This is a genomic window from Brevibacterium pigmentatum (assembly GCF_011617465.1).
In the GTDB taxonomy this organism is placed as follows: domain Bacteria; phylum Actinomycetota; class Actinomycetes; order Actinomycetales; family Brevibacteriaceae; genus Brevibacterium; species Brevibacterium pigmentatum.
The window spans coordinates 1,673,970-1,691,155 of sequence record NZ_CP050153.1; the positions used below are offsets into that span (position 1 = coordinate 1,673,970).

14 protein-coding genes, 1 tRNA gene and 2 pseudogenes are annotated in these 17,186 nt (G+C 63.3%); 15 read left to right on the forward strand and 2 right to left on the reverse strand.

From position 1 onward, the window contains the following. The first annotated feature begins 7 nt into the window (after nucleotides 1-7). From atpD to GUY30_RS07570, 5 genes and pseudogenes are all read left to right on the forward strand, one after another. Nucleotides 8-1,457 (forward strand): annotated as a pseudogene (gene atpD, locus GUY30_RS07550) (F0F1 ATP synthase subunit beta). A gap of 3 nt (nucleotides 1,458-1,460) precedes the next feature. Beyond that, entirely contained in the window at nucleotides 1,461-1,721 is a 261-nt protein-coding gene (locus GUY30_RS07555) for a F0F1 ATP synthase subunit epsilon (protein WP_025776911.1), read from the forward strand. Between the two features lie 22 nt (nucleotides 1,722-1,743). After that, complete coding sequence (locus GUY30_RS07560) at nucleotides 1,744-2,211, forward strand: DUF2550 domain-containing protein (protein WP_025776910.1); 468 nt, start codon at nucleotides 1,744-1,746, stop codon at nucleotides 2,209-2,211. Further along, entirely contained in the window at nucleotides 2,211-3,524 is a 1,314-nt protein-coding gene (gene murA, locus GUY30_RS07565) for a UDP-N-acetylglucosamine 1-carboxyvinyltransferase (protein ID WP_167195773.1), read from the forward strand. Before GUY30_RS07560 ends, murA begins: the two co-directional genes overlap by 1 nt. A 407-nt stretch (nucleotides 3,525-3,931) precedes the next feature. Continuing rightward, nucleotides 3,932-4,936: a hypothetical protein gene (locus GUY30_RS07570; RefSeq protein ID WP_167195776.1), complete on the forward strand. Its 1,005-nt coding sequence runs from the start codon at nucleotides 3,932-3,934 to the stop codon at nucleotides 4,934-4,936. 217 nt (nucleotides 4,937-5,153) lie between these two features. On the opposite strand, the gene nucS is transcribed toward GUY30_RS07570, so the two are convergent. After that, nucleotides 5,154-5,849: an endonuclease NucS gene (gene nucS, locus GUY30_RS07575; RefSeq protein WP_167195779.1), complete on the reverse strand. Its 696-nt coding sequence runs from the start codon at nucleotides 5,847-5,849 to the stop codon at nucleotides 5,154-5,156. Nucleotides 5,850-5,879: 30 nt separating this feature from the next. On the opposite strand from nucS, the gene GUY30_RS07580 reads away from it, so the two are divergent. Further along, nucleotides 5,880-6,176: an Rv1322 family protein gene (locus GUY30_RS07580; RefSeq protein WP_228281800.1), complete on the forward strand. Its 297-nt coding sequence runs from the start codon at nucleotides 5,880-5,882 to the stop codon at nucleotides 6,174-6,176. Between the two features lie 140 nt (nucleotides 6,177-6,316). On the opposite strand, the gene GUY30_RS07585 is transcribed toward GUY30_RS07580, so the two are convergent. Next, nucleotides 6,317-7,960: a coiled-coil domain-containing protein gene (locus GUY30_RS07585; protein WP_167195782.1), complete on the reverse strand. Its 1,644-nt coding sequence runs from the start codon at nucleotides 7,958-7,960 to the stop codon at nucleotides 6,317-6,319. A 231-nt stretch (nucleotides 7,961-8,191) separates the two neighbouring features. Here GUY30_RS07585 and GUY30_RS07590 point away from each other — a divergent pair, with 231 nt between their 5' ends. The 9 genes and pseudogenes from GUY30_RS07590 to ettA all read left to right on the forward strand — a co-directional run bounded on the left by GUY30_RS07590 (nucleotide 8,192) and on the right by ettA (nucleotide 17,177). Then, the gene (locus GUY30_RS07590) at nucleotides 8,192-9,382 is read left to right on the forward strand and encodes an acetyl-CoA C-acetyltransferase (protein ID WP_167195784.1); all 1,191 of its coding nucleotides are present in this window, start codon (nucleotides 8,192-8,194) and stop codon (nucleotides 9,380-9,382) included. Between the two features lie 85 nt (nucleotides 9,383-9,467). Continuing rightward, nucleotides 9,468-9,783 (forward strand): annotated as a pseudogene (locus GUY30_RS07595) (thiamine-binding protein). Nucleotides 9,784-9,871: 88 nt separating this feature from the next. Further along, nucleotides 9,872-10,078, forward strand: a complete 207-nt coding sequence (locus tag GUY30_RS07600) for a hypothetical protein (RefSeq protein ID WP_167195787.1) — start codon at nucleotides 9,872-9,874, stop codon at nucleotides 10,076-10,078. Between the two features lie 120 nt (nucleotides 10,079-10,198). Continuing rightward, nucleotides 10,199-10,272: transfer RNA gene (locus tag GUY30_RS07605), tRNA-Arg, on the forward strand. A gap of 124 nt (nucleotides 10,273-10,396) precedes the next feature. Further along, nucleotides 10,397-12,094, forward strand: a complete 1,698-nt coding sequence (locus tag GUY30_RS07610) for a dynamin family protein (protein WP_167195790.1) — start codon at nucleotides 10,397-10,399, stop codon at nucleotides 12,092-12,094. Continuing rightward, entirely contained in the window at nucleotides 12,091-13,671 is a 1,581-nt protein-coding gene (locus tag GUY30_RS07615) for a GTPase (RefSeq protein WP_167195793.1), read from the forward strand. Before GUY30_RS07610 ends, GUY30_RS07615 begins: the two co-directional genes overlap by 4 nt. Nucleotides 13,672-13,862: 191 nt before the next feature. Next, nucleotides 13,863-14,543, forward strand: coding sequence for a single-stranded DNA-binding protein (locus GUY30_RS07620; protein WP_167195796.1), 681 nt, complete (start codon nucleotides 13,863-13,865; stop codon nucleotides 14,541-14,543). A gap of 99 nt (nucleotides 14,544-14,642) precedes the next feature. Further along, nucleotides 14,643-15,386 carry a DUF6993 domain-containing protein gene (locus GUY30_RS07625; RefSeq protein ID WP_167195799.1) on the forward strand — a complete coding sequence of 248 codons (744 nt, stop codon included), beginning with the start codon at nucleotides 14,643-14,645 and terminating at the stop codon, nucleotides 15,384-15,386. Between the two features lie 108 nt (nucleotides 15,387-15,494). Further along, a complete protein-coding gene (ettA, locus tag GUY30_RS07630) occupies nucleotides 15,495-17,177 on the forward strand; it encodes an energy-dependent translational throttle protein EttA (protein WP_167195802.1) in 1,683 nt (560 codons plus the stop codon). Nucleotides 17,178-17,186 lie beyond the last annotated feature (9 nt).

Consider the following 17,186-nt stretch of genomic DNA (forward strand, 5'->3'; position numbering starts at 1 on the left):
AGAGACCATGACTGCCACAGCAACGGAAACCTCTCCGGCACAGGGCACTGCCCTCGGCCGGATTTCCCGAGTCATCGGCCCGGTTGTCGACATCGAGTTCCCGCTCGACTCCGTGCCCCAGATCTACAACGCACTGACCACGTCAGTGGACCTCTCCGAGGGAACCAGGAAGCTGACCTTCGAGGTCGCACTGCACCTGGGCAACGGGCTCGTCCGCGCCGTGTCGCTGCAGCCCACCGACGGACTCGTCCGCGGCCAGGAAGTCGTCGACACCGGCGCACCGATCTCCGTTCCCGTCGGAGACGTGACCAAGCACCACGTGTGGAACACCACCGGTGACTGCCTCAACCTCGCCGACGGCGAGGAGCTGGAGATCTCTGAGCGGTGGCCCATCCACCGTCAGGCTCCGGCCTTCGACGAACTCGAGTCCAAGACCGAGATCCTCGAAGTCGGCATCAAGAGCATCGACCTCCTGACCCCCTATGTTCAGGGTGGAAAGATCGGTCTGTTCGGTGGCGCCGGTGTCGGCAAGACCGTCCTCATCCAGGAGATGATCTTCCGTATCGCGCACAACCACTCGGGCACCTCGGTGTTCGCCGGTGTGGGCGAGCGGACCCGTGAGGGCAACGACCTCATCATGGGAAATGGATGAGGCAGGCGTGTTCAAGGACACCGCGTTGGTGTTCGGCCAGATGGACGAGCCCCCAGGCACCCGTCTGCGCGTGGCGCTGTCGGCGCTGACCATGGCGGAGTACTTCCGCGATGTCCAGAACCAGGACGTGCTGCTGTTCATCGACAACATCTTCCGCTTCACCCAGGCCGGTTCCGAGGTCTCGACCCTGCTGGGTCGCATGCCCTCCGCCGTGGGCTACCAGCCCAACCTGGCTGACGAGATGGGTCTGCTACAGGAGCGCATCACCTCGACGCGTGGTCACTCGATCACGTCGATGCAGGCGATCTACGTTCCCGCCGATGACTACACCGACCCGGCTCCGGCGACGACCTTCGCCCACCTCGACGCGACCACGGAACTCAGCCGTGACATCGCCTCGCGCGGTCTGTACCCGGCGATCGACCCGCTCGCATCGTCCTCGCGCATCCTCGATCCTCTGATCGTCGGTGACGAGCACTACCGCGTGGCCAACGAAGTTAAGGCGATTCTGCAGAAGAACAAGGAACTGCAGGACATCATCGCCATCCTCGGTGTCGACGAACTCGGTGAAGAGGACAAGCTCGTCGTTCACCGTGCACGTCGCATCGAGCAGTTCCTCTCGCAGAACACCTACACCGCCGAGAAGTTCACTCAGGTTCCCGGTTCGACCGTGCCGCTGGCCGACACGATCGAAGGCTTCTCGAAGATCTGCTCCGGCGAAGTCGACCACATCCCTGAGCAGGCATTCTTCAACGTCGGCGGTCTTGACGATGTCATGCGCAACTACGAAGAGATGCAGAAGTAAGCCATGGCGACACTCGAAGTGAATGTCGTGGCTGCTGATCGCGAGGTATGGGCCGGTGAGGCCAAGCGCGTCATCGCCCGTACCCTCGACGGCGAGATCGGCATCCTGCCGGGCCATGAGCCCGTGCTGGGTGTCGTCGCCGACGGCGAAGCGCGGATTCTCACCCCCGGAGAGGACACCATCAGGGTCAAAGCCGATGGTGGATTCCTCTCGGTGGAGAACAACCGTGTGATCATTGCCGCTGATCAGGCCGAACTTCTCTGATCCGCAGGTTACACTGGCAACCGTGAACCCTTCTGTCCTGCTGATCGTTCTGCTCTCGTTGGTAGGACTCGCGCTTGCTCTGATCGTGGTCGTCACGATCCGACGCAGGTCGATCTCGAAGCTCTCGGGTGCCTTTGACTGTTCCATCAACGTGGGCGAGGAGTATTCTTCTCGCCCACGTTGGCGTTTGGGTGTGGCCGTCTTCTCGGTCACGTCCTTGGACTGGTACCCCGTCTTCGCTCTGACCCGGCGGGCAGCGTTCCGACTGCCGCGCGCGGATCTCGATATCCTGGTGCGGCGCAAACCCACCTCGGGGGAGCAGTACTCAGTTCTGCCAGAGGCAGTCGTCGTCGACTGCTCCTACGGCAAGGCGGACGGTCGACCGCGTTCCGTGTCCCTGGCGATGGACACCGAATCCCTGTCCACGATGGCTTCGTGGCTCGAATCCTCACCTCCTGGCTTCAATCCGACGATGGGACGTTTCACTTAATGGATGTCTTCCGCTTGACCGGGCCCGCACAGTTGGCGGGAACCATCGATGTCAGAGGCGCCAAGAACAGCGTCCTCAAACTCATGGCCGTTAGTCTGCTGGCCGTGGGACGCACCACCATCACGAATGTCCCGGCTATCCTCGACGTGCGGATCATGGTGGAGCTGCTCGTCCGCCTCGGCTGCGAGGTCGACTACGATGCCACCGAGGGCATCGTGAGCATCGACGTCCCAGCAGAAGTCGGCATCCAGGCCGACTACGAACTCGTCCGCGCTATGCGGGCCTCGATCTCCGTCCTCGGACCGCTGACCGCACGGATGCGGGCCGCTCATGTGGCTCTTCCCGGCGGTGACGCCATCGGCTCCCGCGGACTCGACATGCACCAGGCCGGGCTCGAAGCCCTGGGCGCCGTCGTCCATCTCGACCACGGCTACTTTGTCGCCGAGGCTCCTGACGGGCTGCGCGGCACCGAAATCGTCCTCGAATTCCCCTCCGTGGGCGCCACGGAGAATCTCGTCATGGCGGCGACGCTCGCTCATGGCACCACGACCATCGCCAATGCTGCGCGCGAACCCGAGATCGTCGACATCTGCACGATGCTCGTCGAGATGGGAGCGCAGATCGAAGGCATCGGCACCTCCGACCTCACGATCACAGGTGTCGAGTCTCTGCAGCCGGTCACCCACCGAACCGTCGGCGATCGCATCGTCGCCGGCACTTTCGCCTTCGGCGCCGCATTGAGCGCTGGAGAAGTGACCGTGCGCGGAGTCGGGCTCGACATCATGCCGAACATCGGGACGAAGCTGCGTGATTCCGGAGCGACGGTCGAAGACCTCGGAGAGATCAGCCTCGGTGACGGGACCCGCGGAAAGGGCTTCCGTGTGATCGGCGCTGCGCGACCACATGCCATCCGGGTCGCAACCATGCCGTTCCCGGGATTCCCGACCGACCTGCAGCCGTTCGTCATCGCTCTGAACTCGGTCTCGGACGGAATCGGGCTGCTGTCGGAGAATCTGTTCGAAGCACGCTGGCGCTTCGTGCAGGAGATCGCCCGCCTCGGTGCGAAGGTCCGCATCGACGGCAACCATGCGCTGGTCACCGGCAGCGAGAGTCTCTCAGGTGCCGAAGTGGAGGCCTCCGACATCCGGGCCGGTGCGGGCTTGGTCATGGCCGCGCTGCGTGCCGGGGGAGTGACCGAAGTGTCGGGAATCGATCACATCGAGCGCGGTTATGAGAACTTCGTCGAGAATCTTCGCTCGCTCGGCGTCGACATCGAACGAGTCGAGAAGCGAGACGTCCTCAGCTTCGACTAGTTCTCCGAAACAGGAAGTCCCCTAGATTTCCTCATCTATCCGAAGCCACCTCTCTCGTTCAATTGTTCTCTCGAGTGTCCATGGTCCCCTCACTCGTTCAAGCCAGCCCTCGTCCGTCCATAGGTGCACGGGCCGAAATCCGCGTCTCCCCTTGATCGGGGGTTGATGACGGCAGGCTTTTCGTCGGTGGACCTGGTGCGCTGGGGGCACTGCGACGGCACAACTCGCATTGCGGTCGCAGCGGAGTGAGCGGCGCTGTGATCATGCTGGGGTGCGTCGGCGTATGTGAGGGTGAGCAGGAAGTCCCGTCTGCCACATGATCCTCAGTTTGCAACGGCCTGTGAGGTCGAGTTGCGAGTTGTCCACAGGCCGATTTCTCAGCCTGTTGCTCCTGCCTCTCGTCGCTCATGCTTGAAGGCATGTATGTTTGTCTGTCGACGGCCGCACTGCTCGCAGCCGGGTGGGACCGTCATCCGATCAAAGCTGCCGAACGATGCTGTCTGAGAAGACTGGAACGCGGCAGATACGTGGTCACCGTGGAATGCTCTGACCCGTCCCACAATTTCGTCAGTGCAATCGCAACAGCCCCGTCAACTACCCTGCCAAAGGATTCGACAGGCCTTCGCAGGCGTTTGGAGGATCTGAGGATCCTCGTCAGGTCGTATGTTGATCGCCTGCCTCCGGATGCGGTGTTCTCTCACCGCAGCGCCCTCATCGTTCATGGCCTTCCGGTTCCCTATATTGATCCTGGTGACGTATTTGCCGAATCGGTGAGTCCCCACAGCGGTGTGCGGCTTGCGAATATGCTCGTCAGACGACGCAGCCGTGATTTTGCTGCGCAGGAGATCATCGAAGGGCTTCCCGTGACCACGGTCGTGCAGACGCTGCTCGACATCGCTCGGGACTATCCGCTCGCGTTCTCCGTCGCTGTGCTTGATTCAGCTGTGCGCAGTTCAGCCGTGACTGTCGATGAGCTGCGCTCCTATAGCGTGTCTCATCCAGTGCGCACAGGCACTCGGAAGATCGTCAACGCGCTCGAGAATGTCGACGCGCGTCGAGAGAGCGTGGCTGAGTCGATCTGTGCGGTGCGGTTCGTCGAGTATTCGGTGCCCGGTTTCGAGCCGCAGATTGAAGTCCGGGACGAGAACGGCATACACCTGGGCCGGACCGACTTCGCCAATGAGCGGGCGAAGGTCATCGCAGAATTCGACGGAGCAGGAAAGTACCATCTCGAGGGATCGGATCCGCAGGAGACATTCGAGCGTGAACGGCGACGGGAGTACGCGCTGCGGAACGAGGGTTGGTTAGTCTTCCGCATCCGGTGGAGCGATCTGTTCTCCGCCGACCTTTTTCTGCGCATCGGTGAAGCGGTGCGACGACGCCTGATCATGGACGACCGGAGCCGGAGCTGAGGCCAATTCTCATGCGCGATCAAGGCGTACAACGTCTATCGATCGGTAGACGGCTCGATAGACGCTGGTGGCCTTGATTGAAGACTCCCGGGTGGGCAGAGGATCGATGAACGCTGGCCGGCTTGAACGAGGTAGCCCGGGTGGGCGGAGGATCGATGAACGCTGGCCGATTTGAGCGATGCGCCAGGTGGTTAGGTAGCCGATCGACCGCAGGCGGTCAGAAGAGGCGTGTCTCGGGGTCGTCCATTCCGCGCAGTGCATCGTAGTCGAGGACGACGCAGCGTATGCCGCGGTCCTCAGCAAGAGTGCGTGCCTGCGGTTTGATCTCCTGAGCTGCGAAGACTCCCTCAACAGGGCTGAGAAGGGGATCGCGATTCATCAGTTCGAGATAGCGGGTGAGCTGTTCGACACCATCGATATCGCCACGACGCTTGATCTCCACGGCCACCGACTTCTGTCCGTCGTCCCGAGCCAAGATGTCGACGGGACCGATCGCCGTCATGTATTCGCGACGAACCAGACTATACCCTTCACCGAGGGTCTCGATGTGCTCGGCGAGCAGCTCCTGCAGATGCGCTTCGACCCCGTCCTTGACCAGTCCGGGATCGACACCGAACTCATAGGTGTCGTCAGAGAGCACCTCGGCGATGGAGATGACGAGACGGTCGCCCGTCTTCGTCTGGGAGACCTCCCACAGTTCGGTGAGACCGGCTTCTGCCCGCTCGGCATCAGGTTCGATATGACGAACCGTGCACGGGGGAGTCATCCAGTTGAGCGGCTTATAGGAACCGCCGTCGGAATGGATGAGCACCGAGCCGTCGGACTTGAGCATGATGAGGCGGGTGGCCATCGGAAGGTGGGCGGTCAGACGACCGGCATAATCAACGGAGCATTGGGCTATGACTAGACGCACGCGCTTCAGCCTACGTGAGACAATGGCTCAATGCCACGATCTTCATCCTCGCGTCGCAAGAACAAATGGCAGCAGGCTCCCCGCCATCTGTCCGACTCCGTATCAGGCATGAGGACCAGCCGTTCGCTGCCGGACGGAACCTGGTCTGTGCAGACCGTGAAGGGCAACGAAACCGGCAAGGTCTATGTCTGCCCGGGCTGCGGACGTGACGTCACTGCGGCCTCGAGCCATGTCGTCGCGTGGCGGCAGGACGCCCCGCACGGAATAGAGATCGGTGTCGAGAGCAGAAGGCACTGGCACCAGCGCTGTTTCGATCGCTTCCGGTGAGAACAGACTGTCCGAGGGTGCTCGAATGAATGGTCGCAGCCGACCGAGCTCCGAAGCTGTCAACGACGAAGGGACCCGCACCAGCGGGTCCCTTCGTCATTGTCGTCTCAGTCGGCCTCAGCCGAGCGAATCAGCCGGCCTCAGCGCAGCGAGTTGCGCGAGCGTGAGGTCTTCGAGTTGTTCTGCTTCGAGCCGGAGACCTGCGCATTGATCGAGATGGTGTCCTCGTCGGTGGCACCATTCGGCAGGTCCTCACCCGCCGTGTTCTCGGCATCATCGTCGGAGCCGGTATTCGACCCCGAATCGGTCTTCGAGCCAGGTGTCGATGTCGAACCGTCGGCCGACTGAGCGGACGTCTTCGCGGACCCGCTGTCCTGGGCGCCGGAAGCATCCTTCTTCGCCGGTCCGGTCGACTTCGCGCCCGTGGACTCGGCCGATCCGCCCTTCGTCGCGGCATCCTCGGAGCCGGTCGACGCTGAGCCATCGGTCGACTTCGCGTCGTCGCTCGACTTCGCCGAATCGTCGGCTTTCGCCGCGTCCGAAGCGTCGTCGGCGAGCAGGTCTTCGAGTTCCTGGCCGTCGGCGATCTGCTCGGTGGCGTGAGAAGCCGATTCGGCCTTCGCCGGATCCACTGAGTCGCCGCCCATGACTCCGGGCATGGCGAACAGCGAACGGAGCTGATCGAGCTGAGCGGTGATCGTCTTGCGCTGCTTCGTGAGCAGATCGACCTGCGACTGTGCGGAGGCGACATTGCGCTTGGCCTCTGCCGCGGACTCCTCGATGGTCGCCTCGGCGGTGGCCCGAGCCTCGGAGATGAGCGTCTGGGCACGGGACTTGCCGTCGGCGATGATCTCGTCGGCTTTCTTCACTGCATCGGTGCGGGTCTGCTCCGCACGTTCGGCAGCTTCCTTGGCCTCGGTGTCGGCCTTCGCCGCACGTGCCTGAGCCTCTTCGACGAGCTTCTTGTTCTCTGCCTGAGCCTCTTCGTAGCGCTTCTTGCGCTCGGACTCGGCATCCTTGCGCTTGTTCGCGAGTTCGACGTCGAAGTCGTTTCCGGCCTTCTTCGACGCCTCATCGCGGGCCTTCGCAGACTTGAGCAGCTCATCGGCCTGTGCCTGAGCGGCTGCGATGGTCTCTTCTGCTTCGGTCTTGGCCTCGGCACGCAGGTCCGCAGCTTCCTTCTCGGCGGTTGCCCGCAGCTCGGAGAGCTCGAGATCGAGGCTCTCGCGAGCCTCCTTCGCGGAAGCGGCATTCGCTTCCTTGGCCTGGTTGGTCTCGCGTTCGGTAGTCGCGCTGAGTTCGGCCGCACGCTTCTCCGCGGCCTTGATCGTCTCTTCGGCGCGCAGTTCGGCCGAGGAAATGATCGCATCGGCTTCCGAGCGTGCATTGGACAGAGTGTCGTTGCTCTCGGTGTGCATCCGCGCGCGAGCGGAAGCCGCCTCCGCGCGGGCCTTGTTGCGAATCGTCTCGGCATCGGAATTGGCCTGAGCCAGGGTCTCGCGGGCCTGCGATTCGGCGATCTTGAGCAGGTGGTCGATGCGGCTTCCGGGAGGCCCGGCGGCCTCTGCGTTGTCGTTGGCAGCCTTCTTCAGCTGTGCCTTGGCTTCCGAGAGCTCTCCGGCAATCTGCAGCTTCGCCCGATCCGCATTGATGACCTGGCTGCGCGCATCGGCCAAGGCCTTGCGGACCGACTCGACCTCGGTGCGCAGCTGCTGCAGACGCGAATCGACTTCACTCTTCTCGTAGCCGCGCATCGCTGTGCGGAATTCTTCGGTGGGCGTCACTGAAGCGAACTCCTGTCATCTTGGAAAGGGGGTGTTCTTAGGCTGTCCTCGTCCTACTCTAACGGAGACTCCATGAGTGTTGGATCCGAATGCGAGAGTGTGGACATGGTCTGCGACCGCCGTCGGACGGACCCCGTGATGCAGGCCACATGGGCCTCGACTAGGCTGGTGGATGTCGAAATGCATACGTGCCGGGTCACGAGTCCGGGCGCGGATATCCGAGGAGGAAATATGGCTGATGCAGTGATCGTCGCCGGAGCACGCACACCGTTCGGGCGGCTGCAGGGAGAGCTGTCGAAACTCAGTGCCGTCGAGCTCGGCGCCGAAGCCATCTCCGGCGCACTCGATCGTGCCGGAATTCAGGGCTCTGACGTCGAGTACGTCATCATGGGCCAGGTTCTGCAGGCCGGCAACAGTCAGGGTCCCGGCCGTCAGGCTGCGGCCAAGGCCGGCATCCCCATGTCCGTTCCGGCCGTCTCGGTCAACAAGCTGTGCCTGTCGGGAATCAACACGATCACCCAGGCGGCCCAGCTGATCCGGGCCGGTGAGTACGAGGTCGTCGTGGCCGGAGGTCAGGAATCGATGAGCCAGGCTCCGCACATGCTCATGAAGTCGCGTTCGGGGTACAAGTACGGCGATGTGGTCGCCAAGGACCATATGGACTACGACGGCCTCTGGGATGCTTTCACCGACCAGGCCATGGGCGGCCTGACCGAGGAAGCCAACGCCGGTGATCGCGAATTCTCCCGCGCCGAGCAGGACGCGTTCTCCGCTCGTTCGCATCAGCGGGCTGCCGCCGCGCAGGAAGGCGGGGCCTTCGAGAACGAGATCGTCCCCGTGACCATCAGCTCGCGCAAGGGCGATGTCACCGTCTCCGCCGACGAGGGGGTGCGTCCGGACACGACAGCCGAGTCCCTGTCCAAGCTGCGCCCGTCGTTCCGCAAGGACGGAACGATCACCGCCGGCAACGCTTCGCAGATCTCCGACGGAGCCTGCGCCGTCGTCGTCATGTCACGCGAGAAGGCCGAAGAGCTGGGTGCTCCGATCCTCGCCGAGATCCGGTCGCATGCATGGACCGCCGGACCGGACTCGACTCTCCAGCACCAGCCCTCACAGGCCATCAAGGCTGCTGCCGAGCGCGAAGGCGTCGCGGCCGATTCCTTCGATCTCTATGAGATCAACGAAGCCTTCGCCGCGGTCGGTCTGGCCAGCGCCAAGGACCTCGATATCGACGAAGACAAGGTCAACGTCAACGGAGGCGCCGTCGCACTGGGTCACCCGATCGGCGCCTCGGGAGCTCGGGTCGTCCTCACTCTTGCCCTCGAACTCCAGCGCCGAGGCGGCGGCACGGGCATCGCCGCGCTCTGCGGAGGCGGTGGGCAGGGTGATTCGCTCATCGTGTCAGTCCCTGCGCAGGCCTGATCGAGGCGTTCGACTCGAATCAGACAGTTGAGACGGTGGGGAGCCGATCGGCTCCCCACCACTCGGGATAGAAGGGACCATCACCATGCTCGCAGCATTCTCAGTCGCCCCCAGCGGGGGGAGAAGGGGCCGACGCATCGGTCCACGGCGCCGTGGCAGCGGCTGTCGAGATCGTCCGCAACTCCGGTCTGCCCCACCGGACGGACTCGATGTTCACGACCATCGAAGGCGAATGGGACGAAGTCTTCGCCGTCATCAAGGAAGCCACCGAGGCTGTCGGTGAGTTCGGCACTCGGGTATCACTGGTGGTCAAGGCCGATATCAGGCCGGGCTATGCCGGCGAGATCGACGGCAAACTCGAACGCCTGGAGAAGGCGATCGACGCTCGAAGCGAAGCCTGAGACGAATTCTTCTGAAATTTTCAGTGACGTGAGTCTCATCTGGCGTTAGTCTTTTTCCATCGGATGCATCGATCGAAGGAGGCAGACAATGAATGGTGCAAAGCTCTTCTCTGTTGCCACGGCACTCACGCTTGTCGCGTTGCTGGGCTTCATGCTCGCAGGATTCTTCCCGATCATCGTCGACTTCGCCTTCGGCATCGAAGCCGTCGCAGTCATCCTTGCGATGGCGGGAGTGGTCGCGGTGTCCTTCGTGACAGTGCGCAAGTCGATGGAGAACGCGGCCCGTCACTACTGAGAATCTCACGCCGGGCTGCTCCGGCGGCACAACGGCCTTGGTCTGCGGCGGCGACTGAACCAGTCGCGCCGGACCAGGGCCGCTTTCTGTTCTCATCCGGGCATCGGTTACGATATTTGAGCCTCCGTAGCTCAGTCGGATAGAGCAACCGCCTTCTAAGCGGTAGGTCGCGGGTTCGAGCCCCGCCGGGGGCGCTTCTCATGCTCGCATCTGCCGATCCCGCAGGTCCGGTCGATCGGCGTCGGTGCGGAGCAATTCCGCGCCGATACGGCGTGGCAGTTGGTGCCGAGCTGGGAAAACATAGAGAGTGGAGGCGTGATGACTGAGAGCAAGAGCGCCGTAACGCCGCCGGTCGGCCAAGCGTTGAACGATATCGTCAAGCGAGTCTCGGAGACGCGCTTCACCCTGCGCAGCGAGGACTTCGCCGACGCTCGGACAGCACACTCGACACTGACCGCGGAGCTCAACGACTACGTGCTGCCGCGGATCAACCGCTCGCGGACTCCGTTCCTCATCGCCGTGGGCGGATCGACCGGCGCAGGCAAATCGACACTGGTCAACTCCCTCGTGGGTCGCAGCGTCAGCCCCGCCGGAGTGCGTCGACCGACGACGGGCAATCCGGTCGTCATCTTCAACCCCGTCGATGCCAAGTTCTTCGAGTCGGAGCACTACCTGCCCGACCTGCCGCGCAGCTCCGACCCGCAGTCGAGCATGCCCGGAGTCGTTCTCATCGCCGATGAGAACGTCGAAGCGGGCACGGCCATCCTTGACTGTCCCGATATCGACTCCATCTCCGAGACGAACCGTGCGCTCTCCCGCAGAGTGCTGCTCAGTGCCGATCTGTGGCTCTTCGTGACGACGGCGAATCGGTATGCCGATGCCGCGCCGTGGGCACTGCTGAAGACGGCCGCGGCACGCAGCACCTCTGTGGCCATCGTCCTCGACCGGGTTCCACCCGAGGCCAACCGCGAAGTCAGGCATCATCTCTCCAGTCTCCTCTCCGAAACGGGCCTGGCGAATTCCCCGATCTTCTCCGTCGCCGAGCTCGAACTCGAAGACGGACTGCTCCCTCATGCCGCGATCTATCCGATTCGCTCGTGGATCTCTCAGGTCGGCACCGAGGGCACCTCTCTCGAACGCATCCGAAATCGCACGCTCACCGGTGCGATCTCTGCCCTGCCGGCACGAGTCCGCGAGCTCGCCGACTTCGCCGAAAAACAGGAACAGGCACACATCACCCTGGCCGATTCGTTGGAGAAGAGTTTCCGATCCGCTCAATCCGGACTCGCGGAGGTCTTCTCCGACGGTCGGGTGCTGCACGGAGAGGTCAATGCCCGCTGGCAGGACTTCGTGGGCACCGGACAGCTGTTCCGCGGCCTGGAACCGACGATGGCTCGGATGCGCGATCGCATCTCTGCGGCGGTGACCGGAAAGCACGACGCTGCCACACCACTGCATGTGGCGATTCTGCGCAGCGCGGCCGTCTCCCTGCGCGAACAGGCCATCGACGTGGTCGATGAGGTGAATGCCGAGTGGCGAAATACTGCGGCCGGCGCAGCGCTCATCGAAGACCAGCCTGAGCTCCGCACGGTCGGGGGAGGGCTCGAGGACGCAGTGAAGTCCGCCGTGAGCACCTGGTCCGACGAAGTCAATGCGCTCGTTCGCGATATCGGTCAGGGCAAGAAGTCGAAGGCTCGAATTCTCTCCTTCGGGGTTGCCGGCGTCTGCGCCGTCGTCGAATACGCGGCCTTCTGGGATCCGCGACGCACCCGCGGTGCCGGGCAGAGCACTCAGCAGGGAGCCGGTGTCGCACTCAACCTCGCGGAGACGATCTTCGGAGCCGACGAAGCGGCCGGGCTCATCTCCTCCGTCCGCCAGCGCTTCCTCGATGCCGCTGCGGGAATCGTCGCGGACTGCCGCACCCCTTTCGATAACGCACTGAGACTATCCGCGGTACCGGCGCGGCAAGCAGGCGCCCTGCGCGCCTCCGGTGAACGACTTGAGGTGGCATTGTGAACAGTTCAGCACAGACCGAGATTCGGAGCTTGGCCGAAGGCATCCGACACGCGCTGTCACTGAGCGAGGACAAGCTCGCCAGTGACGTGCGCACCGATGCGCAGAATCTACTGGATCGGGCAGAGGATCGCCTGGGCCTGGGCGAGGACTTCACCGTTGTGGCCTTCGCCGGCTCCACCGGATCCGGCAAGTCCTCACTGTTCAATGCGGTTGCCGGTCTCGAGATCGCCCGCGTGGGCGTCCGCCGGCCGACGACCTCTCGACCGACCGCATGTGTCTGGGGCGAGGGCGGCAACGATGTCCTCGACTGGCTGCACGTGCCCGAACGCAGCCGTACCTGGCGCGAATCGGCACTCGACGGAGACGATCAGAGGCGTCTGCACGGACTGATCCTCCTCGACCTGCCCGACCACGACTCCACGGCGGTCGAACACCGTATCGAATCAGATCGCCTGGTAGGTCTCGTCGACGTCGTGTTCTGGGTCGTCGACCCGCAGAAGTATGCCGATTTCTCGCTGCACTCGGAGTACCTGACCAAACTCGCCGAGAACAGCGCAAACATGGTCGTCGTCCTCAATCAGATCGACAAACTCAGCCCGGAGGAGCAGAAGGCCGCAGCCGATCATCTCCGCCAGCTGCTCAACGAGGATGGGCTGAGCGAGACGAATGTGCGCATCTCCTCGGCAGTGACACGAGAGGGCATCCCGGAGATCCGCAGCATCCTTGCCGACACCGTCGATTCGAACGACGCCGCGGCCGAAAGGCTGCTGGCGGATATGCAGGCGATGGCAAAGCGGATCCGCAGGGAACTCGGCGAACCGGTGTCCTCTCCGGACGAACTGGCGGGCGCATCACGGTTGGCCGAAACGATGTCGGAAGCCGCCGGTGTCGAAGCCGTGGCACAGACCGTCCACGATGACTACATCCGCCGCGCCTATCGCAAAACCGGGTATCCCGTACTCGCGTGGGCTCAGCGCAATGCGCCCGATCCCCTGGGCGCCAAGCACGGTCAGGACCGGGACGAACTCGTCCGGGCCTCGGTGCCGGCGACGACGAAGGCCCAGAGCTCACATGTACGGCTCATGGCCCACGAACTCATCGCGGAATCCGTATCGACAATGCCGCAGGCCTGGCAGAACGAAGCTGCAGAAGCCGAGAAGAAGAGCACGGACGAACTGTCCGATAACCTCGACTCGGCCGTCACAGCTGTGGAGATCACTCGCCAGAGTCCTGGCTGGTGGTCGTTGGCCCACACCCTGCAGATCGTCTTCTTCGTCGCGTCGATCGTCGGTCTCCTCGGCATCATCGCCTCCGCGCTCGTCGCCGCCATCGGCTCGGGCACTCTGCCGACGTGGTGCTGGATCGTCAGCTTCGGACTGTTCGTGATCGGCGTGATCGGTTCGTTCGTGACCTCGCTGGTGGCGAAGTCCGCGCGGGCCAAAGGCGCCAAAGAGGCGGCCGCCGAGGTCGACGGCAAGCTGCGAGACGCAGTCGGCCGCGTCGCCCAGAGCTCGTACCTCAATCCGGTGAAGACCGTCATCGGAGAGCACCGACAGGCATACGAGATGCTCGGCTGAGACTCGGACGCATCTGTCCGACTCGAACACACCTGAGTGCGCGACTCGGACCGCAATGCCCTGTGGACACAGAACTGCTGTCCACAGGGCATTTCCTGTCCCTGGACATCGGACCGACTGATCGGGCTGACTGGAGCTCCATGCGGACGCAGATGACCGTATGGTTCGATCACACCGATTTGGAGACACCGATGTCCGCAATCCCGATCACCCTCACCGGCACCATCGCCACAGAGCCGACCGCGCGCACGCTGCCGTCCGGGCGAGCCTGTGCCTCTTTCCGGCTCGCTGTCAATCACTGGAGAGTCGACAAGAGCACAGGAGAGTTCGTCACCGACGGCACCTCGTGGTTCGGAGTCGACTGCTACGGCGAACTGGCCAGCAATTCCGCGATGTCGCTGAGCACCGGAGCAGCGGTGATCGTGTCGGGCAGCTTGCGAAACCGAGAATGGGCCACCGAGGAGCGGAGCGGAATCTCGCCGACGGTGGTCGCGGAGCATATCGGACCCGATCTGAGATACGGTACCGCTCACTACAAACGAGCCAAGGCAACTGACCGCTCTCAGTCGAGTTCCGGCCAGACGAACACTGAGTCATCAGGGCCGAGCGAAGCGATCTGGGGTGCTTTGGCTCCGATGGAAACTCCATCAGGAGACGATGTTGGGGCCGGTGAGGCTGCGGGGCTCACAGCCACTGGACCGGACAGCGCTGCGCACACTGATTCGGATGACGACCGCGCCACCGACGAGACCGGTACCGCCGGCCGCGACACCGGCGTCGAATCCGGGGGCAGTGCCGGAACCGACATCGACGCCAGCGGCGAAGAGGACCCGATCGCGCGCGACACCGCAAAAGCCGCGGCCCCGTTCTGAGCGTGGATTCTTCGCTTCGGCGTCGTCTCGCTGCCGCGCTCGGCACGTGTGATCCGCTAGAGTGAGACTGTCAATCGTCCCCTCTCGCCGAGGTTGTAGATGCGTCTCGTTCCTGTGCTGGGTGCTGCAGCACTGACTCTGGCATTGTCGGGCTGTTCACTCTTCGGCTTCGGAGCCGATGACTCTCAGCCCCAGCCGAAGCAGACCCAGGCGAAGCCCGTCGCCGAAGTCGACAAAGTGCTCAAAGCACTCAAACCCCTGACCGGCGACAAGGAGTCGGTGCCGTCGACGAAGAAGTTCTTCTCAACGATGCTCGACGCCGGATATGAGCCTGAGCAGCTCGAGGCGACGATCGACGAATCGCCGCTGGGCAATGAGGTCCCTTCGAAGATGTTCGGGGTCAAAACCGACAAAGGCTGCGTCGTCGGAGAGATACGAAAAGGGAAAGCCACTGCCGACCTCGTCGAGCCCACGGAATCGACGGGCTCCTGCCTGTTCGGCGAAGTCGAACGGCCGGAGGGCGTCAAGGCACCCAAGGGTGAGAAGCGCGACGAAGACGGCGACTCCAACGGTGCCGGCCACATGCCCGGCGAGGACATCAACGGCAAAGACGGTGAGACCGAGAGTCCCGCGCCGAGTGAAAACGGCTCCGAATCGACGAGCACCGGGGGATCGGAGGGGACCGCGGGTTCCGAAGGATCCGAAAGCGCCGACAGCTCTGAGGGCACCGCCGGGACGTCCGGCGAGGGCACATCTGGAGAGGCTTCGAGCGAAGGCGGATCCGGTGAGACCTCGAGCGAGGGAGACACCTCAGGAGAAGCCCCGTCACTCGGCGGGGGCTGAGCCGACTGCTGCGGGCGACCGCGCACCTCAGTCGACGCTCAACATCCCCGGCGGACGCCGAGCGTCAAGTAGCGCTGGAGTGCGCCGAACCGATAGCCTGAGAGCACTATGGCCGAATTCATCTACACCATGCACAAGGCGCGCAAAGCGCACGGTGACAAAGTCATCCTCGACGATGTATCGATGTCGTTCTACCCCGGAGCGAAGATCGGTATGGTCGGCCCCAACGGCGCCGGCAAATCTACGATCCTGAAGATCATGGCAGGAATCGAGCAGCCTTCCAACGGCGAAGCTCGACTCAGCCCCGGATACTCAGTGGGCATCCTCATGCAGGAACCGCCCCTGAACGAAGAGAAGACCGTTCTCGGCAACGTCGAAGAAGGCGTCGGCGAGATCAAGGCGAAGCTCGACCGCTTCAACGCCATCTCCGAGGAGATGGCGAACCCCGATGCCGACTTCGACGCTCTGATGGACGAAATGGGCAAGCTGCAGGAGGCCATCGACGCCGCTGATGCTTGGGACCTCGACTCCCAGCTCGAACAGGCGATGGATGCGCTGCGCTGCCCGCCGCCGGACGCAGAGGTCTCCGTCCTCTCCGGTGGTGAACGCCGCCGCGTGGCACTGTGCAAGCTCCTGCTCGAGAAGCCCGACCTGCTGCTCCTCGACGAGCCGACCAACCACCTCGACGCAGAATCGGTGCTGTGGCTCGAGCAGCACCTGCAGAGCTACCCCGGCGCCGTCATCGCGATCACGCACGATAGGTACTTCCTCGACCACGTGGCCGAATGGATCGCCGAAGTCGACCGCGGTCACCTCTACCCCTACGAGGGCAACTACTCGACCTACCTCGAGAAGAAGCAGGAGCGCCTGCAGGTCCAGGGCAAGAAGGACGCGAAGCTGGCCAAGCGCCTCAAGGACGAACTCGAATGGGTCCGTTCGAATCCGAAGGCGAAGCAGACGAAGTCGAAGGCCCGTCTGGCTCGCTATGAGGAGATGGCAGCCGAAGCGGAGAAGACGCAGAAGCTCGACTTCGAAGAGATCCAGATTCCCGCCGGCCCTCGCCTCGGCGATGTCGTCATCGAAGCGGACAAGATCGAAAAGGGCTTCGATGGGCGCAAGCTCATCGACGGACTGAGCTTCTCCCTGCCGCGCAACGGCATCGTCGGCGTCATCGGTCCCAACGGCGTCGGCAAGTCGACCCTGTTCAAGACCATCGTCGGCATGGAAGAGCTCGACGGAGGAAACCTCAAGGTCGGCGACACCGTGAAGATCTCCTATGTGGATCAGTCGCGCGGCGGAATCGATCCGGACAAGAACCTCTGGGAAGTCGTCTCCGACGGACTCGACTTCATCCAGGTCGGCAAGGTCGAGATGCCGTCTCGTGCCTATGTCTCCGCGTTCGGATTCAAGGGGCCGGACCAGCAGAAGAAGGCCGGAGTCCTCTCCGGTGGTGAACGCAACCGCCTCAACCTCGCGCTCACCCTCAAACAGGGCGGAAACCTGCTCCTGCTCGATGAGCCGACGAACGACCTCGACGTCGAGACCCTGGGCTCCCTGGAGAACGCTCTGCTCGAGTTCCCCGGCTGTGCCGTGGTCGTCTCGCACGATCGTTGGTTCCTCGACCGCGTGGCCACGCACATCCTCGCCTGGGAAGGCACTGAGGAGAACCCGGCGAACTGGTACTGGTTCGAAGGCAACTTCGAGGCCTACGAGAAGAACAAGGTCGAACGACTCGACGAAGATGCGGCCCGTCCGCACCGAGTCACGCACCGCCGACTCACTCGCGACTGATCTCAGTCC

What these genes read in the sequence shown, in the direction of transcription:
- GUY30_RS07555 (WP_025776911.1), top strand. Translation starts at nt 1,461, where the DNA reads ATGGCGACACTCGAAGTGAATGTCGTGGCTGCTGATCGCGAGGTATGG.
- GUY30_RS07580 (WP_228281800.1), top strand. Translation starts at nt 5,880, where the DNA reads ATGCCACGATCTTCATCCTCGCGTCGCAAGAACAAATGGCAGCAGGCT.
- GUY30_RS07570 (WP_167195776.1), top strand. Translation starts at nt 3,932, where the DNA reads ATGCTTGAAGGCATGTATGTTTGTCTGTCGACGGCCGCACTGCTCGCA.
- GUY30_RS07610 (WP_167195790.1), top strand. Translation starts at nt 10,397, where the DNA reads ATGACTGAGAGCAAGAGCGCCGTAACGCCGCCGGTCGGCCAAGCGTTG.
- GUY30_RS07590 (WP_167195784.1), top strand. Translation starts at nt 8,192, where the DNA reads ATGGCTGATGCAGTGATCGTCGCCGGAGCACGCACACCGTTCGGGCGG.
- GUY30_RS07625 (WP_167195799.1), top strand. Translation starts at nt 14,643, where the DNA reads ATGCGTCTCGTTCCTGTGCTGGGTGCTGCAGCACTGACTCTGGCATTG.
- GUY30_RS07600 (WP_167195787.1), top strand. Translation starts at nt 9,872, where the DNA reads ATGAATGGTGCAAAGCTCTTCTCTGTTGCCACGGCACTCACGCTTGTC.
- GUY30_RS07620 (WP_167195796.1), top strand. Translation starts at nt 13,863, where the DNA reads ATGTCCGCAATCCCGATCACCCTCACCGGCACCATCGCCACAGAGCCG.
- murA (WP_167195773.1), top strand. Translation starts at nt 2,211, where the DNA reads ATGGATGTCTTCCGCTTGACCGGGCCCGCACAGTTGGCGGGAACCATC.
- ettA (WP_167195802.1), top strand. Translation starts at nt 15,495, where the DNA reads ATGGCCGAATTCATCTACACCATGCACAAGGCGCGCAAAGCGCACGGT.